The organism is Ruegeria sp. YKSE079 (genome assembly GCF_059612845.1).
This window is the reverse complement of sequence record NZ_JBXWRJ010000006.1, coordinates 102,291-125,684: the sequence shown is the minus strand read 5'-3', so window position 1 is coordinate 125,684 and position 23,394 is coordinate 102,291. Positions and strand designations below refer to the sequence as shown.

Here is a 23,394-nt window from a genome sequence, read left to right as displayed (position 1 = left end):
AGCGAAAGGGACCCTGCCATGGCGCTCGACAATATTACCGAAGTCATTTCGCATTTTATCGGTCTATTTGACCTGACGATAGAAAAGGCCCGACTAAGAGATCAATACGAAGAGTTCACGGCTCTTCGACGAAAAGCGGATCTGGAAGAAATTCCAGATGCTACGAAAATCGTAGTCAAATCTGATCTGGAATTGGCGCCTGGCAACTACGTAGCTTCTGATTATGTGGCAGAAAAACTGGGCGCCGGTGAAGCAGTTGAACTGCCGATAACCGTTTCTATTGCGTCGCCCTTGATCGTCGAGGGTGTCGCTCCGCCCGCGTTTGTGCAGAACGACATACCGCTGTTTTCCAGCGATGATCGGAATGCGCCAGATCTTCCCGTAGAGCAGCCGCTTGAAGACATACACAATTTCCCCGGCTCGGCACTCACTTATACAGATCAAAAGCTTCAATTGAGCGACAATGACATCTTTGGCGAGGGTGTTCTTCGCGATATACCAGCAAAACTGGAACAAGCCGAGGCACTTTCGAATCTTGCTGACGCACTGCATGCGATACCTTCGTTGGCATTGGGGCTTTCCAATTTTCTTTCACTGGAAACGGTCAAAGTCTTTGCAAAAGCGATGGCATCTTCTGAGGCCACCTCTGTTGAAGGGGCGCAGGTATTCCAGTTGACCGGTCAGGAAGCGGTCGGCATCATTGTGAATGGCCAAGCGGCAGCAGAACTTCCTTCCTGGAGTGAGTTGCTCCCCGTCTATCACAAGGCGCGGGATGTGGGTTCTGAAGAAAGCGACATCAGCGCGTTGCCGCGAGAATGGGCCTCATCTGATAGCGAAGGGAGCTTCGAAGGGCACACGATCGTTACGGGCGGAAATCTTTCAATAAATGAGGCAAACGCGAATATCGCCTGGTTGGATGCCCCTTATATCGCCGTAGGCGGTTTGGCGATCAATCTGATCTATATTAGCCAGGTCGCGGTGGTGTCAGATCTGGATATGACTGACACTGAAGGCATTAAATCAAACACGTCCATTTTCAATACGGCAGAAATCGAAATCAAGCCCAACACGGCTGCATGGCTCGACAACGAAAAAGGGTCGGGCGGACCGCCGCAGAATGTACATATCGACCAGATCAAGGGCGATCTGACGATCACCAATGTCATTCAACAAGACATCGTCACAACGGATATCGACAGTATTGAAACCGAAATAGCAGGGTTCTCGACCTATTATGCTCTAGGCGACAACATTTTGACCAACAGCAATGATATTCTGCAACTGGGTCAGCACTATGACCTGATCTTGGTTGGGGAGGACCTCATATCTGTCGATGTTGTTGCGCAAACACAAGTTCTCATAGATGACGATCTGATATCATTGGGAATTGGCGTTGGTCTGGTTGACGGCACGACCACAGCTAGTGAGGAACATACCGACAACAATCTCGTGATGAACCAGGCCAAGGTCACTACAATCGGCAAGGACACATACGAAGAATTACCGACACCACTTGCCGAAGTGCTTCCCGTGGATGACGCTGGCAGCACTGCTGCGTTGGAACAGGCGCTCACCAGCGATCCGCATTTCGCAGGTATGGAACAGATGCGTGTGTTGAAGATCGATGGCAGCCTGAAACAGGTCAACATCGTAAAGCAGGTGAACAAACTTGCCGACCAGGACGATCTAGTCGTCAAAGGCAAATCTGCAGACGCGATCGAACTGGTCGCCAGCAGTAACGCCATGCTTAATGCCGCAAATATCGCCAAGCACGGTGTCGATTCCGTCGTGATGTCGGGTGACGACGCCTATTCCGATCTGCTTTTGCATCAGGCAAGTTTTGTCGAAGCACCGGATACTTCGAACACCGAAGAAATTTCGGAACTGGTGAACGAAGCCGTTGCGTTCCTGATGGACGACGACTTTGTGAAGGCCCCGGAGCTTGGAGGCCTTGGTCGTGGCAAACAGAGCGACATGGATCACGATGCAAGCAACGCGGACGGAATGCACAGCATGCTCGCCTAGTGAGCAAGTTCATGAGTTTTGGTTTTTCGGGACAGTTTGAGTATGTCGACAAAGTTTCCACCATGGCGCAATGATCTGTTCTTCAACCCCGACGGCACCCTCAGAGGCGCCGATCGAATGCGTGGGAACGGCGAAAAAACTTTAAGGCTGTCGCCCGAGATGCGTGTGCCGCTGGCCGAGACAATGCGACCCCGAGCGCGTACCTCGGCACGTGAAACAAACGCACCAGAGGAAAAGGAGAGCAAAGGTAATCCTCAGGGGTCAACCCAGCCGACAAAACCTCGACCAGATTCCTTGGGCACCACTTTGGAGGCCAAGGCAAACGAACCGCTGCTCGCGCGTGGTGGGGATGGTGGCAATGGGGCTTCTCCTCCGGGGCCTTTTCATCGGCGGACCCCTCCAGATAACTATCAAAAGATACTTCGCACATCGCTGCGCGCCATTCAGCGCAACCTGGCATTTGTCATGGTTCTGACCCTTGCGACCAACTTGTTGATCCTGGCCATTCCAATCTACCTTTTCCAAATCAGTGACCGGGTTCTGACCAGCCGCTCTCTTGACACGTTGATCATGTTGACGGTGATCGTCGCCGGTGCCGTGATTTTTCAAGCAGCTTTTGATGCCGTGCGCCGCTTCATGCTAATGCGGACAGCAGTAGAAGTTGCAGCTCGACTCGGCGCGCCAACTCTAAGTGCTGCGGCCCATGCTTCGTTGCACGGTACAGGCCGTGAATATCAGACCCTGGGCGATTTACAGCAGGTACGCGGCTTTCTGGTATCGGGTACGCTCTTAGCATTTCTTGACGTGCCTTTCGCGCCATTCTTCTTGCTTATGATCTTTCTTGTTCACCCCGATCTGGGGATGATTGTCATCGTCACGGCTCTTCTGTTGATGGCTATTGCATTCATCAACCAGAAATTGACCGCGAAGCCCTTTGCCGAGGCGAACAGAGCGCAGTCGATGGCCAACCAGCACCTCGATTCGATGTCCCGAAACAGCCAGATCATCAATGCGCTCGCCATGATCCCCGAGGCGGTTCGTATCTGGGGCCGGGATACGGCGACATCGCTTACATGGCAAGTTCGCGCGCAGGACAGGAATGTCATCTTCGCCGCAATCTCGCGAGCGGTGCGCTTGCTGACCCAGATCGCGATTCTGGGATGGGGCGCCTTTCTGGCCCTGAATGGCGAGATTACCGGCGGCATGGTGATAGCCGCATCAATTATCGCCGGTCGCGCCTTCGCCCCGATCGAGGGCTCCATAGAAGGTTGGAATTCATTCTTGTTGACTCGAGGCGCCTTCGACCGTGTTCGCGCACTCTTGGCAAACTCGGCGCTGCAATACGAGAAACTGCGCCTGCCGCGCCCTGAGGGTAAGCTGGACGTTGAACGTTTGCTCTATGTCCCGGGTGGGACCAAACACGTCGTGTTGAACGGAATAACCTTTTCGCTGAATCCAGGCGAGACATTGGCGATAATTGGCAATTCAGGCGCTGGGAAAACGACATTGGGCAAAACATTGGTTGGGTCGATTCTGCCAACATCTGGCAGTGTTAGATTAGACCTGATGGACATCCGAAACTGGGACCCGCGCCAGTTCGGCGAAAGCATCGGATATCTGCCGCAAGACGTTCAGCTGTTCCCGGGAACGATAAAAGACAACATCGGTCGTATGCGCACCGACGCGACGGACGAACAAATCCATGATGCCGCTGTTCTCGCGGACGTTCACAACATGATCGCAACACTCCCTCAGGGTTATGAAACCATCGTTTCCGCAGACGGATCACCTTTGTCCGGCGGGCAAAAGCAACGTATCGCATTAGCGAGGGCCTTCTTTGGCATGCCGCGCATGGTGGTATTGGACGAGCCAAATTCAAACCTTGACGTCGCGGGCGACAAGGCGCTGGCCAAGGCAATAGAGCATGCCAAAATCAACCGAATTACAGTGATCGTCATCACTCAAAAGCCGACCCTTTTGGGTGCGGTGGACAAAATCATGCTATTGACCGATGGGCGTGTCGCCGTATTCGGCCAGCGCGATCACGTACTGGCGCAATTGCAGAGCTCGGCCGGCAGAACTGGCGAAATTCCGGACAAGTAAAGGGCAAAATATGTCTGACCTCAGCACTCCGTCCAATAACGCATTGTGGTACTCCGACGTTCCCCGCTCGATCACCCATTTCATTGTGATCGGGTTTGCAATGTTGGTGGTGTGCTTTGGCGGATTTGGTGTTTGGGCCTTCCGCGCTCCTTTGGCAGCTGCAGTTATCGCCCAAGGCAGTTTTGTCGCGACGGGCCGCAACAAAATTGTCCAGCACCTCGAAGGCGGTATCATCGAACAAATTCGCGTCGCTGAAGGAGAAGAGGTCAAGGCCGGAGATGTCCTAATGACATTGGACCAGACGTCGGCGGAATCCACTGAAAGAGAATTGTTCATCCGCCAGATCCGCCTTCAGGCAATGGCGACCCGGTTGCTTGCAGAATATCGGGAACATGAAAAGCTCGTATTCTCATCGGATTTATTGACAGCCTCTAGCGACGCCGAAGTTGCTTCTATTTTGGACAGCCAAGAACTGACATTTGAAGTGTCCCGCAAGACTTTGCTGAATGATATCGCATTGCTTGAGCGGAACATGGAAGCACTCCGGGTGCGAGAGAAGGGATACCAAGCCCAGCTTGATTCCATGTCCCACCGATCCGAGATATTGGAGGAGGAATATGAAACCAAAAACGCCTTGTTCGAAAAAGGGCTGGTGCGGAAAGGCGAACTGAACGCTATCCGGCGAATTCAGGCCGAGGCCGATGGCCAGCTTGCACGGTTACAGGCCGAAGCATCAGAAGTCGGGCAGATGATGTTGAAATACGATGAGCAAATTCAGCGCACGCGATCTGCTTATCGACAAGCTGCTTTGGATGAGCTTGGCGCAATCGAAGCAGATTTGGAAAGCGTTCGGGAAAAATCGCGGCAAGCGCGCAGTGTCCTTGCCCGAGCCGTAGTTCGGGCACCAGTTTCAGGAACGGTCGTGCGCCTGCACTATTTTACGCCTGGTGGCGTTATCGAAACTGGCGAACCAATCGCTGAAATCCTGCCGGCGGATGCTCCATTGATTATCGAAGCTCAGATTCCGAGAACCGAGATCGATAGTGTTGTAACCGGGCAAAGGGCTACTGTGCGTCTGGTGGCTTTGAACCAGCGCACCACTCCGGTTTTGAATGGAGAAGTGTATTATGTTTCCGCAGATGCCCTGTTCGAAGATACAGGCGGTGCACCACAAGAGGTGTATTTGGCTCGAATCTCTTTGACTTCTGATGAGATGGGCCGCGTTCGTGGGTTTGTTCCGACGCCAGGCATGCCTGCAGAAATCATGATCCAGACCGAACAACGGACATTCGCTTCTTACATAGTGAAACCAATCACCGATAGCATGTCACGTGCTTTCAAAGAAAACTGAGATTGCGTACCGTCACGTTCAGTAGTTTTCCGAAGCAGCACGGATTAACTGAAAGTCGTTTTGGTTTCTAGGTGCTCCTGTCCGCCACCGCCCTCGCCGCAACCGTCTTGTTTCGGCTTTGAAAGTCAATGCGGTCAGATCCTGGGTAGCAGTTCCCATCCGTTGCCGGGTGAATGATACAGGAAAACTCAATCCACCTCTTCGTAGGCATGGCGATCCGAATACCATTGCCAGATATCATTTGAACCGGTTCCGGGTTTCAATGATGACCGAAATAAGCTTCGAGCAATCGTGGGTCGTTTCGCAACTCGTCCGCCGTGCCCGAAATCTGCATGCGTCCAGATTCGAGGATGTAGATGCGACTGGCCAGGGAAAGGGCAAAATTAGCATTCTGCTCGGTTATGACCACGGTCAACCCAAATTCACGGTTTAGTCGGCGCAGTACCTCGGCAATCTCATGACAGATTTTGGGCGCCAAGCCGATTGTCGGCTCGTCCACCAGCAAAAGCTCGGGACTGGTCATCAACGCGCGACCAAACGAAACCATTTGACGTTCACCCCCGGATTGTGTCGATGTTTCCTGCCCCTCTCGTTCTTCGAGGCGCGGAAAAAGTTTGTGCACCAATTCGAGATTGCGCTCCACATCTTCGCGGGCGGTGTATGCGCCTACCATCAGGTTGTCACGAACGGACATATAAGGGAACAAATTGAACCGCTCCGGTGCATATCCGACGCCCCGGCGTACAATGTCCGACGTTGGCCGCCCGATCAATGGTTCCCCTTTGAGCCTTATATCGCCTTCGGTCCTAACCAATCCCATAATACTGTCGAGCAGTGTAGATTTACCTGCTCCATTCGGCCCGATCACCGCGACGATTTCCCCGGGTTCGACCGTTATCGAGATATCCGTCAGAGCCTGTGCTTTGCCGTAAAACGCGGACAGGGCGCAGATTTCCAGAAACGACATCACGCTCCTCCGAGATATGAGGCTTGTACGGCCTTGTCGTTTATTACTTCCGAAAATGGCCCTTCGGCGATCATTTTGCCTCGGTCGATAGCAATGGCACGGTCAATCAACGGCTCCAACGCGGGCAAATCATGGCTTACGATCAGAAACGTCATCCCCTCCTTGCGCATGGACTGAATGAGATCTGATATTTGTGCAATTTCACCGACAGTAAGGCCAGCGAACACCTCGTCCAACAGCATGACTTTCGGGGCCGTTGCCGTTGTGCGAGCCATTTCCAGCTTGCGCAAATCTCCCATGGCCAGCTCTGCTGGCGTTCTTGACAAATCGTCCTCGCTAAAGCCGACGCTCAGGGCGATCTCGCGTTCTCGAGCTTTGTCCGGCGGTGAGAATATCATGTGCCAAATGTTGTCAGGCATCAGCCCAACACGTATGTTTTCGGACACGCTCATATCTCCAAAAGGCCGGGGGATCTGGTATGTGCGGCTGACGCCCGCGCGGATCCGGCGCGAGGTTGGAAGAGCGGAGATTTCCTGCCCGAACAGCTTGATCGTGCCGCTGTTTTGGCGCAACTCGCCCATAATTTGGCTGAAAACCGTGGTTTTGCCTGCACCGTTCGGGCCGATGAGACCCAACGATTCCCCTTGCTGTACGGAAAAGGACAGGTTGTTCGTTGCCTTGAGGCCGCCGAAGGTCTTGACCAGGTCAGTGACTTCCAGAGCTGTTGTCACGAGATGCTCCTTTTCCGAACCCCGGAAACGGCGCGCTGAAAAAGCGCCACGAGACCTTTCGGTTGATACATATAGAGTAAGAGCGCGATGGCACCGTAAACAAAGTACCGCTCTGCCCCTGGCAGAACTGGTCGCAGATACTCCAGCAGAAAAGTCATGAAAAAAGCCCCGATCATGGGGCCGACAATCGTCGACGTTCCTCCCAGAAGGGCGGCGACGATGATTGTAAAAAGAAAATTGATATCGAACAACGCGCGCGGGGCCAGCGAGCCAAGATAGTGCACATAGAAGGCGCCTCCCAGCCCAGCTACGAATGCACTGGTCAGAAACGCGAGAGCCTTGAGGCGTGTTGTGCTCAAGCCGGAGCCACGTACGCTTTCCTCATTCATTCCGATTGCGGCCAAGGCCGTACCCAACCGGGTTTTCATCAACAACCACATGCTGATAGCCACGGAAAGCATGAGCGTGGTTGACAGGTAGTACCCGTTGGTGGCCCCTCGCGTGAGGGTTTGAATGCCCGACATGCCTCGTGTACCACCTGTAAGATCGGGGCGGATTACTTGTACCAATTGATACAACAGCTCCATGAAGGCCAACGTGACAAGCGCAAAGTAGCTGCCCCTAATACGCAAAGCCGGAAGAAGAACGATCAACCCTGCCGCCATAGTCATCACTACGGCAATCGGAATCGAAATCTCGACCGCCACATCGAACCGTTTTGTCAAGATTGCTGTAGTATATGCGCCTATTCCAATCAAGAAAGGGTGGCCAAAACTCACATAGCCGGTACGCCCGGACAGCACATCCCAACTAATAGCAAATATCGCCAGGTAGTTGGCAAAGATCATTGTTCTGAGCGTACCGTTGCCAACAATTTGCGGCAGCAAAGTCATCCCGGCTATCAGAGCCGCCCAAAGTCCAAGATGGTACCACCGCAATCCCATCTCAAATCTCCTCGCGCCCAAAGAGGCCTTGCGGCCGCATCACCAGAACTCCAATGATCAGAAGCATGGTAAAAACGCCCCTCAATTCAGGGGCGAGAGTGGCCACGACTATAACCTCCAGAAACCCGACTATGTGGGCGACTATCAGCGTTCCGAAAATCGAACCGATACCGCCAACAATGACGACGGCGACCGAGATGATCAGCGGGGCTACCCACATCGAGGGCGAAAGCTGTGTATAGCTGGCGAAGAATACTCCACCGACAGCTCCCAACCCGCCCGAAATACCCCAAGTGACCAAATTGATACGGTCTGGATCGATCCCGGATATGGCAGCACCCTTGGCGTCCATCGACACTGCCTGCATTGCGCGACCAGTATGACTGAAGCGCACAAACAGGTATAATCCGCTTAGAATTGCCCAACTGACAATCGTTGCCGTCAGAATATTGTAAGTGACAGACGCTCCACCTATGATTGTCACGCCGGGGATTATAGGCAGCAGGATTTTGCTGCTGTCGCCAAAGACCAAAACAATTCCAGCCTGAATAACGACGGCAAGAATGAGCGTAGAGATTTCGACGGCCACGTGATCGCCCTTGAGCGTCTTGACGATGAGCTTGAACTTGAGCACCCCCATTAGAATACCTAGAACAGCCGCCAGTATAACCCCGACTGTCTTTGGCATACCCAACGTTTGAGAAATCCAGAAATAGACGTATCCACCGACCATCAGATACGCGCCATAGGCGAGATTCAGAACGCGTCCGATGCTGAAAATCAGTGTGAACCCCATTGCGATAAGCGCGTAAAGGCCGCTGAGCAGAAGCCCCTGGATCAGTATCTGCAGCATCGAGAAACCTTTGGCTTCCGACGCGCTCTAGTAAAGCGCGTCGATTTTGTTCTTCGGAGTTATTTCACCCAGCTGGGAAGAGTGAACTCGCCAGTTGCGTATTTGTCGGGATAGACAACAGCGGCTGTTCCATCTTCGTACCACTGCACCACCACCATCGATGGCTATGCATCGTCAAACGGTTCCGAAAGATCGAAGCGGGCATTGTGCGGGTAGGTCCGTTGCGTGACCGGTTCAACTTCGTCGTCACCCCAAAAACCGTAGCGCAACCAAAGTTGGCCATCCATGTCCAGCACCAGGTCCTGTTTTTTCATTGCTGCGGCCCATGCGTCGACATCGCCGAAACCACCGGCTTCCTCGGCTGCGGCCATCGCCTGTTTCAGCCCGTGGTAGGCATTGAATCCGTTGAAGTGCGGTAAAAGCGGCCGGCTGTCGTATCTCGCCTGGTATTCGTCGACGAACTTCTGACTAACCGGGTCCAGTTTGAATCCGACAGACGGCACAGGTGACAGGGTCGAGATACCGCCCCCTGCTCCACCAGTGTCATCCCAATACTCCATGCCAAGTGCTGCGACGTTCACGCCGGTCATGGCCATTGGCACCTGTAGTTTCACATATTGCGAGGAAATCACCTGAGCATTTACGGACGAGACCTGATAGATGAAATCGGCGCCAGTATCCTGCGCCCTGCTAAAAATCGGTGCAAAATCGACCGTGGCAACGTCATATGTGATGATGTCAGCAACTTCGATACCGGCCACAGGAGCAAGTGCTTCGGTCACCAGGCCGGTAATGGCTTCGCCAAATGCAGTGTCTTCAGCAAGAATAACGACCGAATTCCATCCCATCTTCTTTTTTAGAACATCCGCGCCGAAGTTGATGTATAACGTCGCCAACGCCTCGTCCGAAGCGATGTTCATGAAGTAAGGCGCCATACCTTCGGGGTCTTCGACCACCATATCGATTATGCCAATATACGAAGTCCAGGTATCCAGAGTTGGGATGCGATATTCTTGCATCCTGGGTAGCCATCCAAGCGATACGTCATCAATGGACCCGGATATGATGAAATCAACTTCTTCTGTTTCAGCCAGATATTCATAGGCCCGGATCCCCTCGGTCGGGTCTTGTCCCGTATCCGCAGAGACAAGTGTTATCTGCTCTCCGTTGAGACCGCCATTTGCATTCAGTTCCTCAATCGCCATCTCTGCGCCGCGAAGCGTAGAAAGGCCGGTATCCGAAGAAAGCGACCCGATATACCCCACCTTGATCTCGGCCATGGCTGCCGAGGCCATGAGCGCGATGCATGTCCCGCCGATGAGCGCTGATTTTGTCATCTGAAAAGCTCCCTGTGTCTCTTTTTGCCGAGTTTGTATTCTGTATACAGTACACAGAACTGTACTCCGATCAAATCCTTTCTTGGAAAGTCATCTTCAGAATCCGACGATATTTCCGTTTTTGTCGTGAATGACCGCATCCACATCAATTTCAACGGTCAGACCTGGCTGTGTCAGTCCGGCTTCGACGGCAGTCAGGACAGGATCGATTCCCCTGAATATCTCTCCGTGCACACGCGCGAATTCGCCAGCTGTTCCCATATCGGTCAGATATGCGCGCACCCGTCCTACATGCCGCAGTTCGGCTCCGACGTGCTTCAACGCTTCTTCAATTCGAAAAAGAACGTACCGGGTTTGCGCCCCAACTTCTCCGGGCGCATGAATTTTCCCTGTGGGTTCAATTGCGGTTGTGCCGGCCACCCAAACAAACGGCCCGATCCGCTTAACACGGGAATACGATCCAAGCTCCTCGAAACGCCCCCCGGATTTCCAGCTGCGAATGGTCAATGGCCCAACCTTTTGCGGATTGAGGCGGCGGCAGCACGAAGCGATACATATTCAGCTTCCGTCAAGCGCAGTTCTTCAATTGTGACAAGCCCACCTGCGCCAAGATGCGCAGGGACGCCAAGTACGACGCCGTCAATACCATATTCACCCTTCAACATCACCGACACGGGAACCGGACCAGTTCGCGCGCCGCGAATGTGATCAATCAGCTCGATCGAAGCATGCGCAGGGGCAATCGTTGCCGAACCGGATTTCTTTAGCGCCACAACCTGCCCTCCGCCGGTTATCGCGTCCTTCACGCAAGCGTTGATCTGGTCTTTGGTCAGAAAGACGCCGACTGGACGCCCCTTGATCCGCGCAAGGCTAGAAATTGGGGTCATTTCATCGCCGTGACTGCCGAGTGTAATTGCATCGACTTCAGCCGGAGCGACACCCGCCTCCATCGCAAGCGCATGACGGAAACGGCTGCTGTCAAGAGTGCCGGCCATGCCCAAAACCCGCTCACGCGGAAACCCTGTGGCGCGCAACATTTCCACGGTCATTTCGTCCAGTGGGTTGGTAACGACGACCACAACGGCCTCAGGTGCACTGGTCCGGATTGCTTCGGCGGCTTGCCGGATAACACGCGCATTGACGTTGATAAGATCGGATCGGCTCATGCCGGGGCGCCGAGCTCGGCCCGCAGTGACAACCACCACTTCGGCGCCCGCTACCAGATCCAGTTTTTCACCTCCAAAGCAACGTGATCGAGCACAGGTAATGCCCGACGCTTGGTTGAGGTCCATCGCTGTTGCCGCGGCCAAACCTGGAGTAATGTCGACAAGGGCAATGTCATCTGCAATATCGTTCAACACTGCCAAGTGAGCAATATTGCCACCCACGCCTCCCGCCCCAATCAAAGCGAGTTTTCCCAGTCGTCGGGCCTTGCGCGGTGCGCGGGACGGAGGCATCCATTTGGGGGACCTACGATAAAGCACGCGACGCATCGAGGCTTTACCATCAGTTCGCGGTGGGGCCGGCTTTTCGAGCGGGCCTTCAACCAAACCAATGCCCAAACGTTCTGCCGTTTCACGCGCCAGCGCAGTAACAATGTCGCCCGGCAGGATTTCAAACACGATCCGACCGCGCCGTCGGACCTCTTCGATCGCTTCGGACCCTATGACCCGCGATCCGGCCATCAGTTCGATCGCCCATCCACGGTTTCGATGGCGCGCGCTGCCGCTTCAACAGCCGTTTTGACCGAGTTTTCGGAACCAGAAATGAACAACCTTCCGAAACGCCCTACGGCGCGCACCTCGACAATATCGATTTCAGCCGCCTTTTCCGCTTCGTTGGCCGCAATAGAAATATAAGCGGCGGGTGCGCATTCCACGATCCCCAAAGTCTGACCAGGAACGATCAACGAACCCTTCCGCCATTTGTTCAACAATTGAGCTTGGTACGGTTCGACGCTGGTGATGATCTGCGTGGAACTGATGGAGGGTTTCATCCGATCCGACATCGACGCACCAAGCTCCGCCAGCATCGCGTCTCGCGCCGCGGACACCTCGGCATTGGACGGTGAACGTAGTATGAAGAAACCGAATTCACGTTCGACCATTTGGGTTGTCGCCTCGACTGACGAAGCCTTGAGCGCGCGATCGATCAGTGAAAACACCCCGTTTCCAGGCGCGAACTCTCCGATCAGCACAGTGTCGCCGGACAAAGGCACTGAACCTTGTACTGTTGCGCCGTTGTAAGCAGCAAATTTCGGTTGCAGATTATCAATCTGCATCAGCGCCCGGATGGTGATATCGCTCATGCGCCATACTCCTCATAAATGTCGCGCCAAGGCCGGCTTTGGTATGCAACCCGCTTGATGTTGATGAGATGCAGGGCCGTAACGTTGTCCGACGTTATCGAACCGGACCACGTTCCTGTTCCGAGCATGAACGACGGTTCGAGATCGGTGGAATACCCCATCCCCCCCATGATGCCGGGCGTATTCACCAAAACCCGCCCAGTCGGAACGGTCGCAAAGTGGGCCACCACTTCAGGATCGTCGGAATGGATGATCGACGAATGCCCCCATCCTTCAAACTTTGCAATAGACTGTGCCAATTCGACGCCGTGTTCGGTTGATTTGGCCTCATAAAAGGCGAGAACAGGGTTCAGCTTTTCCGCCGACAACGGTCGCTGCCATCCGACTTCGGTTTCTTCCGAAACCAGACACCTCGTACGCGGAGGGATCGAAAATTGAGCGGCATCGGCCAGAACTTGCGGGCTTTGCCCCACGCGCTCGGGGTCCATCACTTGAGGGCCTTTGAAGATTACCTTGGCCAACCGGTCCGCCTCTGCCGGAGTACAGAAGTAGGCGCCCTTCAGCTTTAACTCGTGGCGCAGATCGCGCGCTATCTCGGGATCGGCAACGATAGCCTGCTCACTGACGCAGGCCGTGCCGTAGTCGAAGCATTTGGAGGTTACGATCATCTCAGCCACTTCGGCCAAATCGCCCTTTTTGGATTTGTGAACATAGCAAGGCACATTCCCGGCACCAACCGCGAGGGTCGGCTTGCCACTGGAATAGGCCGCTTTCACCATCGCTGGCCCACCGGTCGCCATTACAACGGAGGTGCGTCGATGCTTCATCAGCTCGGCGGTGCCTTGTATCGTCACGGCATCAAGACATTGGATCAACCCTTTGGGCGCCCCCATCTGTTCCGCTAAGCTGGACATGACCTTTACTGTTTCGATACCGCTACGCACACCACGTGGATGCGGGGCGCAAACGATGGCGTTTCCCGCTTTGACCGCCGAAAGCACCTTGTAGATGATGGTCGAGGTCGGGTTTGTCACGGGGATGAGTGCGGCGACCACCCCCATTGGTTCGCCAAAAGCTGCGATTTTGGTCGCGTCGTCGCGCCATAACAGGCCAAGGGTTGTTACGTCTCGCAGATAATCCGCGACTGATAGGGCGTTGAACAGGTTCTTTAGCCGTTTGTCCGGGACATTGCCGTAACCGGTCTCCTCGACGGCGATTTGCCCAAGCCGCTCGGCCTCGGGTTCGATTGCGCGGGCCATGGCATCAACAATGGCATCAACCTGAGTAGGATCGGTCCCTAAGAAGGCACGATATGCGGAAAAGGCCGTTTCAGCAGCACGCCGCGCGGCGGCGATCGATTTCAGATCCGCATCCATCACGTTGCTCCAGTGGCAATGGCGTCAAAAATACGACGCGCCTGATCGACGTCGCCTGCGGAAATACCAATGCTGTCCAGCTTGCGGCCCGCGGCGGCCACATCCGCCCCCAGCATCTGATCCGTGATCGCTATCAAGCTGCGGGTCAGCGGCGCGGGAATACCTGCCAGCGTTGCCGCCGAACCGAGTGGCACCAGAGACCCAAGTACGCCATCGCGCATCAAACCAACTGCGACCTGCCGGTGGGGGACAGGACGCGAAAACTCGCCCCTGTCCGCACCTGCGAAGCGTTCGATCCAGTCATCGATGTCGGGCAAATCCCTGACGCCAAAGGCCGCCGCAACCCTGCGCCGTTCTTCGGCGAGTCCTACAATCACAGCGCGTTGGTCTTCGCCGACCAGTGCGGAGAATGTGATGTTTGTCGCCAGCAGTTCACCACCCATCGGAACACTTGGACCTCCCTTTTCCAGTGCGGCGCCTCCGAGCACCAAGGCAGGGATTTCCACTGCGGCGGAAAGATCTCCGAAACTGGAAACCAAGACCGAGTCAACGGGGCTCAGGTTGGGAAGAAACTGGCTTAGCCCGTCAAGCACATGGGTTCGACCGCGCGGCAAAGTCGCTCCGGCCATTGGAGCGGCGTGAGTCAAATTCAACACCGAACCCTCGGCAGCGAACCAATACGGCAGCCCCTGTATCTCGACTAAGGTAACATCCGCCTTACAGCCGCCAATGCGCAGCATCCACGCCGCTTCGACAGCGCCCAGTGACCGGCCAGGGGCAAGCACCAGAACCTGGCCGTCACTCAGATGATCGGCCAGTACCATTGCATAGGTACGCTGCTTGTGGACTGGCCCTGTGAGAAAGATCACTTCGGCCCCGCTCACCGCGGCGTCCAGTTCGGCGGTAGTGCGGACAGACGGGCCATCCCGGTTCACATGATATGACCCCACCGGTCCAACACCACGAAGACCGATGCCCGACGATTTCTCCAGCAAGTCCAGTTCACTGCCGTAGGCGGAAAACAACGTAACGTCTGCCCTTTCTGCCAGACACAGAGCAGCCAGAAGTCGGGCATCCGGCCCTCCGCCCAGAACGGCAATCTTGCCATATTTCTGGGTTGGTGCGGCTTCCCTTGTTGCGCCGCTTGCTACGGCACGGGTGAATTCTGCGAATCCAGCGGACATGGTTGCTCCTTACTCGACTGCCACGAAGATTCAGGCAGTTGTGCCTGCACCCAGCCCATCAATGATGGCTTCAAGCTCGTCGTGAGGACGTGCGATGACATGCACTGAAACGACTTCGCCCACTTTATTGGCTGCGGTCGCGCCCGCGTCTGTGGCGGCCTTCACGGCACCAACTTCGCCGCGAACAAGGGTGGTCACGAGACCGCCACCCGCTTTGGTTTGTCCGACGATCGTAACGCTTGCGGCCTTGACCATTGCGTCTGCAGCCTCAATCGCTCCGACGAGGCCGCGGGTCTCGATCATGCCCAGGGCCATCTGCCCCGCAACTGGTTTCGCCATTTTTGTTCCTCCAGAGTAAAACGTTGATAAGTGTTGAAGTCAGTTGGCCGAGATGTGATCCACAACCGCCACAATGGTCAGATCCACCGGCACTGTGGACAAATCCGCAGCCATCCGTGCTGCCGATCCACCGACCACGAGCACAGTGTCTCCGATCCCCGCACCACTCGTATCTACGGCGACACAAGCCGGTCGAAGGACCTTGCCGCGACTGTCGACGATATCGGTGATCAACAGCTTTTTGCCGACCAAGCGCGCGTCCTTGGCAGTTGCAGTAACAGTGCCTGTAACTTTGCCTATCAGCATCAGAGCGTCCTCAGGTACCGGTCCAATTCGACTTGCGTCACCTGCTCGGCAAAGAAACCCAACTCACGCTCGGCCTGCTGAAGGACAAGTTCCCACTGCAACTCGCCCATCACATCCTTAAGCCAATCCGAACTGCGCGCCAGATTGATGGCAGTGGGTAGATCAGTCGGAATCGCGTCCCCGATGGCCTCCTCATACGCGTTGCCCATCGTGGGCTTACTGGGTTCAAGGCCCTGTTCCATACCGTCCAGACCTGCTGCGATTTCTGCGGCCAGCAAAAGATAGGGGTTGGCATCGGCACCCGCGTCACGCTTTTCAACGCGAACAGAAGTATCGGAGCCTTCGATGACGCGGATACCGACTGTTCGGTTGTCGTATCCCCAACTCGCGTTAATTGGGCAGAAGGTATAAGGCGCGCGACGACGATATCCATTCACCGTCCCACTTCCGCAAATTGCGCTTTCACACATGCGCTTTTGTAGTCCTGCAATAAATGCTTTAGCCGTGTCGTTGATTTTCCCGTTTTCGGCAAAAGCGTTCTTGCCATCCTTCCACAGGGAGTAGTGTGTGTGGAATCCATTGCCCGACTGTTCAAAGAACGGTTTTGGCATGAAAGTCGCCAGATACCCATGCGCAATACCCAGCTGCCGGATCAGCGATTTGAACAAAACTACCCGGTCAGCGGCCTGAAGTGCCTCGCCATACCGAATGTTCACCTCGATTTGCCCTGCTGCGTATTCGGGATTGGATTGTTCTATTGGGATGCCGCATTCATTTATTTGTTGACGGATCGGACCAACGATATGCTCCATCCGGGCCGCCCGTCCCAGCCCATAAACTTGGATGCCGTTGTCACGTGGTTGCCCGGTGTCGGGGTCCAGCAAATAGAACTCAAGCTCGGTCCCGACGTTGACTTCGAACCCCATGTCCCGCGCACGTTCCACCTGTCGCACCAAGGCCTGACGGGGGTCGATCGGAACCGGCTTGTGATCCATGCCTTCGGCCCGACCAAAACAGACCGCGACACCCGGCTCCCAAGGAACCGGGACGGGCTTGCTCATCGGAAAGACATGCATATCAGGATAGCCATTATCGAAATTGACATACGGAGTGTCCCAGACATCGCATGTCATATCGATAGCAAAGAGCGCAATTGAAAGGGCGTTGCCGCCTTTGCAAATCTGATCCCAATGGCTCGCCGGAATACGCTTTCCGCGCATAATTCCGTTTAGGTCTCCGACACCGAGAATGACGGTGTGCGTCCCCTCGGGCAGCTCGAAATCCGAACTCATTGATGCGCTCTCCCTGTCGCTTTTTGGCTTTTCTTAAGTTGTATTCTGTATACAGTATTCACGAATACGGCCGAGAAACAAGGAAAATCTGCGCCATGCCCGGAAGCTCTGTAATTGTAGTCGGCGGCGGCATTGTTGGGGTCATGACGGCCCTGACATTGCAGCGACGCGGAGAGCAAGTAACGCTGATCGACAGGTGGGAACCTGGACATTCTCGTGCATCTTCAACGGATTACAACCGAGTAATCCGTGCTATTTCAGGCCGGGACGAGTTCTATACTCGGTGGGCCCGCGAAAGTCGGATGCGCTGGCTCGAACTGCAAGCCGAAACCGGTCTAAACCTGATGTACGAATGTGGCGCACTGATTCTTGCAACGCGGGGACATTGCGATTGGGAAGATGCGACGGCTGATACATTCGATCGTATCGGAGTTCCGTATTACAAGTTCGAACGTTCCGATATCGAATCTCGATTTCCACAATTCCGGGTGCCGGACATCGAATATGCTTTGTTCGAACCTGAGGCGGGAATGCTGATGGCACACCGCTGTGTGATCACCGCATTGGGTCTGTTTCGCAGTGCAGGCGGCGAAGTCACCAGGGGGCGGGTTACAACGGACGATGTCGAGCGCCCAATGCTTGATGGGCAGCCATTGGAAGCCGATCTGATCATCATCGCGACCGGGGCCTGGATGGCCGACATGTTTCCCAAAACGGTGAAACCGATCACGACCGTTGTAGGTGTCAATGTTTTATACACCTCGACCCCTGATGGGTCAGAAGACTTCGACATGGGCAGAATGCCGTGTTGGATCGACCACGGGCAGGGTTCTTTTGGATTGCCCTCTTCGGAGGGGTCAGGTGTCAAGGCAGCAGTGGTGATCCCCGACAAGATTGATCTGGACAATGACGAACGGCTAATTCGCCAAGCGACGCTAGGACGAACCCGCAGTTATATACGGCATCGCTTTCCGGGCCTCGAAGGTCAACGGGTTGTCGACTCAAAGTTCAATCAGATAATTCTGACACCGGACACTCATTTCATTGCTGACTGGCATCCCGAACACGAAAACGTTTTTCTTGCCGGAGGTTGCTCGGGACATTTGTTTAAACATGCGCCCGTATTTGCAGAATTTGTAGCAGGCGTCGGTCTGAGAGACTTCGGCACAGCCGAACGCTTCAAACTATCGGGGCGGCGAAAGCTGAGCCCCAAGGAAAGTCCCAGCGGTCGTTAACTGCCCGACAGAGCGCGATAGATGTTGGCGTTTGGGCATCTGTCTTCGGGCAAGTGTTCACCCTTGCGGATCGCGTCTCTGCAAGTCTTGGCCTGATCGCAGTACCCGCATTTTTCAGCGAGCTCGAGACTAAGTTCCGGACGAGAATCGAGCGCTTCTTCGCTCAAACCAAACTGACTGGCCATTGCAACAATTCGCTCCCGCGCTCCGGGCGATCCGGAACGCAGAGCCTGAAAATCGGCCCGGCTCAAACCAAGATCAGCCAGTTCACGATCGCTCAGCTTTTCTGAACGCCCCAGATTTGCAACGCGAGAGATCGCCTGAAAGAAATCATCAAACCTAGCCATTCAATTGTCTCCGCCAATACCGTATTCAGTATACAATCTTCAAGGTTTTGGAATTTGATCAAGATCAACTCCGCACACCATGGATATCCATTACGCACTGCGGAACAGCGAGACAGCTTCCTTTACAGCCAGATCGCGTGGCACCACAGCATTTTGGATTGAAGCCAATGCCAGTTCCGCCTCGGTTTTAGACAAAAAAACGCCCCGACCTCGCTCAACTATCTCGCGCAAATGTGTTTTGGTATACTCGGGGTGGAACTGAACCGATGCTGCGGGAAAATCATAAGACAGTGCGCCGACAGGACAATGCGCCGCCGTCGCAGTGACTTTTGCGCTCGCCGGAACCCGGGTCACTTGGTCTTGATGCCAGACGTAGCTCGGAACCACTGAAGATCCAAAATCGAATTCTCGCGCGCCAATCACGTTGCCAACGGACGCTTTCGCGGCCCTGCCGCCAAATGTATCTGCCATGATTTGGTGACCAAAGCAGATTCCGAAGATGGGCTTGCCCGCATTTTTTGTGTTCAGCAAAAAATCTTTGAGCGGCTGTATCCACGGCGGGGCGTCATAAACTCCAAATTCGGACCCGCCCACTATAACCCCGTCAAACGTGCCTATCTCAGGCAACGCCTCGCCATCGACGACGTTTGCAACCGAAAACTCTGCGCTTCCCAAATGCGGCGCCAACCACCCCTTGATTTGGCTCGCGGTCCGTGGTGTCCCCTTCAGTAACGGAAGGGGATGCCCTGTCAGTTCGAGGATGGCAATTTTCACCAATCGAACGCCCTGTCTATCCCCGCCATTTTGACACCAGTAAAGGCAGAGGCTTCGAAGCTCAAAGCGCGCAGATCTTCGGTTTCCAAGTTGTGGACAGATGACTTGCCGCAAGCCTTTGCCAGAGCAGTGATTTCCATGGTCATGGCCGTCAGGTATCGTGCAATCCTTTCTGCTCCCGCCTTGGGATTCATCCGCACTTCCAGCTCAGGGTCCTGTGTTGCGATTCCGACTGGACAACGACCTGTATGGCAATGATGACATGCCCCAGGAGACGTCCCCAATGCCTTGTAATCCTCCACATAGCGCGGAGAATTGCACCCTAGGGCCACCATCGCCGCATTGCCGATCATTACGGCATCGGCACCCAATGCTAGACACTTCGCGGCATCGACCCCGGATCTGATGCCACCAGCAGCCACCAACGAAACTTTGCCCGTCATGCCGCATTCATCCAACGCCTCTCGCGCAGCCCGGATCGCGCTCATCGTCGGAATTCCGGTGTGGTTCAGCAACAATTCCGGAGACGCACCAGTTCCTCCTTCGGCGCCGTCAACGACAACGACATCCGCCCCGGCTTTGGCAGCAATTGCCACGTCGAACCGTGGACGTGTCGCACCCATCTTGATAAAGATCGGCACCTGATAGTTCGTTGCGATCCGTAACTCTTCGATTTTAACGGCCAGATCGTCAGCCCCCAGAAAATCCGGATGACGGATCGTTGAACGTTGATCGACACCTTCCGGCAATGTCCGCATTTTGCTGACACGCGGGCTGACCTTCATGCCCAGCAATAGACCTCCGGTTCCGGGTTTGGCCCCCTGCCCCACAACCAGCTCCAAAGCATCCGCGCGCCGAAGGTGATCCAGATCGACTCCATAGCGAGCAGGAGACATCTGGTAGAGTAGAATGCGTGACGCTTGGCGTTCCTCTTCCAGCATTCCACCTTCGCCCGTACAGGTCATGGTGCCGACTTTCGAGGCCCCGAACCCCAGGGAAGCCTTGGCCGAGGCAGACAAGGCCCCAAAAGACATCGAGGCTATGTATATCGGAATTTTCAATTCGACAGGGCGTTCTACAAGCCCGCGACCACCACCCAAGACCGTCGTGGTATCACAGTTTTCGCGATATCCCTCCAACGGCAGGCGTGTCATCGTCGCAGGCACGAAGGTTAGATCGTCGAATGTCGGCAATCGCTTGTTGAAAGTGTTGTAACCGCGCACCTGATAGCGACCGAGTTGTGCTAGAGCGTGCACCTCGGAAATCGCCTCTGGCGTCCACCGGGTGGACCCGCCTTCATCATAAGAGGAGGGAACACCTGCGGGCCTACCTTCGACTGCGCCGGCATCGCGAAACCGGATTTCATTCTCCGAGGCCGTTTCGAATGGATATTCATATGGTTTACTCAGATCATGAGCCATGCGCTTGCGTCCCTGCTTTCAAAATACCAAAGGCGCTGACCTGAAACCATTTTTCGCCAGTTTCGAGAACTGTCAGTCAGCCCTAGCGGTCGCAGAATGGCGTCTACTTCTGCCACTTCCTCTGCGGTTGGGTCGATGATTTTGACGTCCACACCAGTGCTTTCGACCTCACCCGCGACCCAAACCTCTCCTTGCCACAAGGCGTCCGCGCAGGACGCGCCCGCGCCGCCTAGCGCGATGATTTTACCCGCATGTGCCATGAAGCCGGATTGATAGCCGATCTTCCCCTCGACCACGATGTTTCCGCCTTTCATGGCAACGCCAACACGTGGCCCTGCGTTGCCCTTGACGTGAATCGTGCCGCCAATCATGGCAGCACCGCAGGACATGCCTGCATAACCACCAACGGTGATGTGACCCTTGGCCATCCCTTCACCCACGGCCCAGCCGCAGTTTCTTTCGATGGCAATCTTGGCACCGGTGTTCAAGCCACCACAATAGTAGCCGACGGAACCTTCGAATGCGATGTCGACATTGTCAGGCAGGCCAATACCAAGATTGTGCCGTGAAAGGGTGTTCGTCACACGGATCGGTTGACCGAGACTGCAAGCCGCCATTATCTCCCGGTTGATTTCCCGGATTGGGCGGTCCCCAACTTCAATGACGATTTCGTCGGTAAGCGTTGCCGTTTCGCTCATGCCGCCATACTCCGGTTTCCGACACCCCAGATGCCCGTTAGTGAAGGGCCGTCATGATTGATGACATCACATTCTTCGGAAACAACGCGGCGCACGGCTTGTTCTTCGGTGGCGGCCGCCAACTCGCCGTTTTGGTTGACAACGACGAGCGGCTTCATGGCAAAGCGATCCTTGGCAAACCCGATCCCATATGGTGTGGCAATCATATAAGTAAAAACACCATCGATCGAGTTGATAGACTTTTTCAGTGCCTGCTCCATCGTCAAACCGGCTTTCATCTGATCACTGACCCAAACGGCTATCAATTCGCTGTCATTTTCAGTCAGAAAGCGATACCCGGCACGGGTCAGGCGGTTGCGCCACAAAAAATAGTCCGTGATCTGCCCATTGTGGACGATCGCCACATCCGAAAATGGCCGCGCCCAAAACGGATGCGATGCATTTGGCAGCACAGAGCTTTCCGTGGCAAGACGTGCATGCCCCAATCCGTGCGTACCGATCATGTCGCGAACTCCGTGTTTATCCGCAACAGCTTCGGCGCCTCCGATGTCTTTAACTATTTCCAGACTGCGACCGCAGGATTGAATTTCGATGCGGTTGGTAAGTGTGTCCGCATCCGAAACCCAAGCCTGCAAGTTGACCGGTTCGGATATTTCCATACGAAAGCAATAGTGTCTGTTGGCGTCCGTCACGATCTTTGGCTCGGACAGGAAGCCGGACCCATTTGCCTTCAAAACTGCCTCGAATTCATCGAGGTCAGATCCCTGCAGCGATTTGTCAAAACCCATACCTCTCAGCACGTATCCGGTGTCTCGCGGCACCCCGTAAATAGCGAAGCCAGTGCTGTCGGCACCACGATGCTCCTGCGCATCCATCAAGGCGACAAGATCGGCCCCGACTTGGCCCGGAGCAGCAAGAATCCTGCCAGCGATTCCACACATAAGAGAACTCCCTGTTCGTTTTGCTTTGTATACTGTATACAGTACACGAGCAATATCAACCCTATTCGGCTTGGCATCGCCTGCATTATTGAATACAGGATTCAGCAATGAAGAAAGCGAGGCACTGAGTGGCACTAAAACAAATAAAAACGCAGCGCAGACGGCTGGCGGATGAAGTTTACGACCAACTCGTAGAAGCAATCATGAGCCGCGAGATATCGACAGAAGACCGACTGGTGCAGGAGAAACTGGCCGCAGAATTGAATATCAGCCGAACTCCGGTCCGCGAGGCGTTAATGCGGTTGGAGACCGAAGGCGTACTGGAAGTCGTCGCTAGCGGTGGGTTTCGCCTCGCGCAAATGGACCACAATGAAGTCAAGCAACTTTATCAGGCCCGTGCAGCCATCGAAGGGCAAGCCGCACGTATCCTTGCGGTCAATGCTTCGGCCAAAACCCTGGACGGGCTGCGCGCCCTCATTCGCATCGAAGAAGACCTCGAAGACCCAACCACACGGGATTACTTCATTGCAAACAGACGCATTCACCGGGCCTTCATGGTGGAGGCTGACAATAAATTCCTTCTCGACATGTTCGATATGATTTGGGGGAAAGCGATGGCATTTCACCTGTTTTCGGCAATCGAGAACGTCGATATTTCCAAGTCCCTTGGTGACCACCTGAATCTCGTAGAAGCTATCGAAACTGGTAACCCAACCGAAGCACTGGAGGCATTCACCGCGCATATTCAAGCCGGATTCGACCTGCAGATTGAGGGTTTGTCGGAATCCCAAACCAACGCCTGACGTTGATGAACCAGCCACTTGTCCAATTTTGTCAGACCACAATGGCTTACAACGCACCT

The 23,394-nt window shown here is 54.8% G+C and carries 23 protein-coding genes; 5 read left to right on the top strand and 18 right to left on the bottom strand.

The window, feature by feature from the left end:
* Nucleotides 1–18: 18 nt before the first annotated feature.
* The 3 genes from AC2FMY_RS07440 to AC2FMY_RS07430 are packed head-to-tail and all read left to right on the top strand — an operon-like array spanning nucleotide 19 to nucleotide 5,479.
* On the top strand, nucleotides 19–2,025 hold the full coding sequence (locus AC2FMY_RS07440; protein WP_496807186.1) for a type I secretion protein: 2,007 nt from the start codon (nucleotides 19–21) through the stop codon (nucleotides 2,023–2,025).
* Between the two features lie 42 nt (nucleotides 2,026–2,067).
* The gene (locus AC2FMY_RS07435; RefSeq protein WP_496807185.1) at nucleotides 2,068–4,128 is read left to right on the top strand and encodes a type I secretion system permease/ATPase; all 2,061 of its coding nucleotides are present in this window, start codon (nucleotides 2,068–2,070) and stop codon (nucleotides 4,126–4,128) included.
* Nucleotides 4,129–4,138: 10 nt separating this feature from the next.
* Nucleotides 4,139–5,479 (top strand): HlyD family type I secretion periplasmic adaptor subunit, encoded by a 1,341-nt coding sequence (locus AC2FMY_RS07430; protein ID WP_496748260.1) that lies wholly within the window; start codon nucleotides 4,139–4,141, stop codon nucleotides 5,477–5,479.
* 259 nt (nucleotides 5,480–5,738) lie between these two features.
* On the opposite strand, the gene AC2FMY_RS07425 is transcribed toward AC2FMY_RS07430, so the two are convergent.
* From AC2FMY_RS07425 to AC2FMY_RS07365, 13 genes are all read right to left on the bottom strand, one after another.
* Nucleotides 5,739–6,446 (bottom strand): ABC transporter ATP-binding protein, encoded by a 708-nt coding sequence (locus tag AC2FMY_RS07425; RefSeq protein WP_496748261.1) that lies wholly within the window; start codon nucleotides 6,444–6,446, stop codon nucleotides 5,739–5,741.
* Nucleotides 6,446–7,177 carry an ABC transporter ATP-binding protein gene (locus AC2FMY_RS07420; protein WP_496807184.1) on the bottom strand — a complete coding sequence of 244 codons (732 nt, stop codon included), beginning with the start codon at nucleotides 7,175–7,177 and terminating at the stop codon, nucleotides 6,446–6,448. The genes AC2FMY_RS07425 and AC2FMY_RS07420 overlap by 1 nt, the downstream gene beginning before the upstream one ends.
* On the bottom strand, nucleotides 7,174–8,121 hold the full coding sequence (locus AC2FMY_RS07415) for a branched-chain amino acid ABC transporter permease (RefSeq protein ID WP_496748263.1): 948 nt from the start codon (nucleotides 8,119–8,121) through the stop codon (nucleotides 7,174–7,176). The genes AC2FMY_RS07420 and AC2FMY_RS07415 overlap by 4 nt, the downstream gene beginning before the upstream one ends.
* A gap of 1 nt (nucleotide 8,122) precedes the next feature.
* Nucleotides 8,123–8,974: a branched-chain amino acid ABC transporter permease gene (locus tag AC2FMY_RS07410; protein ID WP_496748264.1), complete on the bottom strand. Its 852-nt coding sequence runs from the start codon at nucleotides 8,972–8,974 to the stop codon at nucleotides 8,123–8,125.
* A gap of 164 nt (nucleotides 8,975–9,138) precedes the next feature.
* Nucleotides 9,139–10,311, bottom strand: coding sequence for an ABC transporter substrate-binding protein (locus AC2FMY_RS07405; RefSeq protein WP_496807183.1), 1,173 nt, complete (start codon nucleotides 10,309–10,311; stop codon nucleotides 9,139–9,141).
* A gap of 96 nt (nucleotides 10,312–10,407) precedes the next feature.
* On the bottom strand, nucleotides 10,408–10,818 hold the full coding sequence (locus AC2FMY_RS07400) for a Rid family hydrolase (protein WP_496748266.1): 411 nt from the start codon (nucleotides 10,816–10,818) through the stop codon (nucleotides 10,408–10,410).
* Nucleotides 10,815–11,996, bottom strand: coding sequence for a malate dehydrogenase (locus AC2FMY_RS07395; RefSeq protein ID WP_496748267.1), 1,182 nt, complete (start codon nucleotides 11,994–11,996; stop codon nucleotides 10,815–10,817). The genes AC2FMY_RS07400 and AC2FMY_RS07395 overlap by 4 nt, the downstream gene beginning before the upstream one ends.
* Nucleotides 11,996–12,619: a BMC domain-containing protein gene (locus tag AC2FMY_RS07390; protein ID WP_496748268.1), complete on the bottom strand. Its 624-nt coding sequence runs from the start codon at nucleotides 12,617–12,619 to the stop codon at nucleotides 11,996–11,998. Before AC2FMY_RS07390 ends, AC2FMY_RS07395 begins: the two co-directional genes overlap by 1 nt.
* Nucleotides 12,616–13,995: an aldehyde dehydrogenase family protein gene (locus tag AC2FMY_RS07385; RefSeq protein WP_496748269.1), complete on the bottom strand. Its 1,380-nt coding sequence runs from the start codon at nucleotides 13,993–13,995 to the stop codon at nucleotides 12,616–12,618. The genes AC2FMY_RS07390 and AC2FMY_RS07385 overlap by 4 nt, the downstream gene beginning before the upstream one ends.
* Complete coding sequence (locus tag AC2FMY_RS07380; RefSeq protein ID WP_496748270.1) at nucleotides 13,995–15,179, bottom strand: hypothetical protein; 1,185 nt, start codon at nucleotides 15,177–15,179, stop codon at nucleotides 13,995–13,997. Before AC2FMY_RS07380 ends, AC2FMY_RS07385 begins: the two co-directional genes overlap by 1 nt.
* 30 nt (nucleotides 15,180–15,209) lie before the next feature.
* Nucleotides 15,210–15,518, bottom strand: coding sequence for a BMC domain-containing protein (locus AC2FMY_RS07375; protein WP_480750752.1), 309 nt, complete (start codon nucleotides 15,516–15,518; stop codon nucleotides 15,210–15,212).
* Nucleotides 15,519–15,557: 39 nt separating this feature from the next.
* A complete protein-coding gene (locus tag AC2FMY_RS07370) occupies nucleotides 15,558–15,824 on the bottom strand; it encodes a EutN/CcmL family microcompartment protein (protein ID WP_480750753.1) in 267 nt (88 codons plus the stop codon).
* Nucleotides 15,824–17,116, bottom strand: a complete 1,293-nt coding sequence (locus AC2FMY_RS07365) for a glutamine synthetase family protein (protein ID WP_480750754.1) — start codon at nucleotides 17,114–17,116, stop codon at nucleotides 15,824–15,826. Before AC2FMY_RS07365 ends, AC2FMY_RS07370 begins: the two co-directional genes overlap by 1 nt.
* A gap of 95 nt (nucleotides 17,117–17,211) precedes the next feature.
* On the opposite strand from AC2FMY_RS07365, the gene AC2FMY_RS07360 reads away from it, so the two are divergent.
* Entirely contained in the window at nucleotides 17,212–18,351 is a 1,140-nt protein-coding gene (locus tag AC2FMY_RS07360; RefSeq protein ID WP_496748271.1) for an FAD-dependent oxidoreductase, read from the top strand.
* Here the strand turns inward: AC2FMY_RS07360 and AC2FMY_RS07355 are convergent.
* The 5 genes from AC2FMY_RS07355 to AC2FMY_RS07335 form a co-directional block, all read right to left on the bottom strand.
* Nucleotides 18,348–18,698, bottom strand: a complete 351-nt coding sequence (locus tag AC2FMY_RS07355) for a YjiS-like domain-containing protein (RefSeq protein ID WP_480750756.1) — start codon at nucleotides 18,696–18,698, stop codon at nucleotides 18,348–18,350. The genes AC2FMY_RS07360 and AC2FMY_RS07355 overlap by 4 nt on opposite strands.
* Before the next feature lie 90 nt (nucleotides 18,699–18,788).
* The gene (locus AC2FMY_RS07350) at nucleotides 18,789–19,472 is read right to left on the bottom strand and encodes a type 1 glutamine amidotransferase (RefSeq protein WP_496807182.1); all 684 of its coding nucleotides are present in this window, start codon (nucleotides 19,470–19,472) and stop codon (nucleotides 18,789–18,791) included.
* Nucleotides 19,469–20,893 (bottom strand): FMN-binding glutamate synthase family protein, encoded by a 1,425-nt coding sequence (locus AC2FMY_RS07345; RefSeq protein ID WP_496748611.1) that lies wholly within the window; start codon nucleotides 20,891–20,893, stop codon nucleotides 19,469–19,471. The genes AC2FMY_RS07350 and AC2FMY_RS07345 overlap by 4 nt, the downstream gene beginning before the upstream one ends.
* The gene (locus AC2FMY_RS07340; RefSeq protein WP_480750759.1) at nucleotides 20,878–21,591 is read right to left on the bottom strand and encodes a GltB/FmdC/FwdC-like GXGXG domain-containing protein; all 714 of its coding nucleotides are present in this window, start codon (nucleotides 21,589–21,591) and stop codon (nucleotides 20,878–20,880) included. Before AC2FMY_RS07340 ends, AC2FMY_RS07345 begins: the two co-directional genes overlap by 16 nt.
* Nucleotides 21,588–22,667 carry a class II glutamine amidotransferase domain-containing protein gene (locus AC2FMY_RS07335; RefSeq protein ID WP_496807181.1) on the bottom strand — a complete coding sequence of 360 codons (1,080 nt, stop codon included), beginning with the start codon at nucleotides 22,665–22,667 and terminating at the stop codon, nucleotides 21,588–21,590. The genes AC2FMY_RS07340 and AC2FMY_RS07335 overlap by 4 nt, the downstream gene beginning before the upstream one ends.
* On the opposite strand from AC2FMY_RS07335, the gene AC2FMY_RS07330 reads away from it, so the two are divergent.
* Complete coding sequence (locus AC2FMY_RS07330) at nucleotides 22,661–23,335, top strand: GntR family transcriptional regulator (protein WP_496807180.1); 675 nt, start codon at nucleotides 22,661–22,663, stop codon at nucleotides 23,333–23,335. The genes AC2FMY_RS07335 and AC2FMY_RS07330 overlap by 7 nt on opposite strands.
* Nucleotides 23,336–23,394 lie beyond the last annotated feature (59 nt).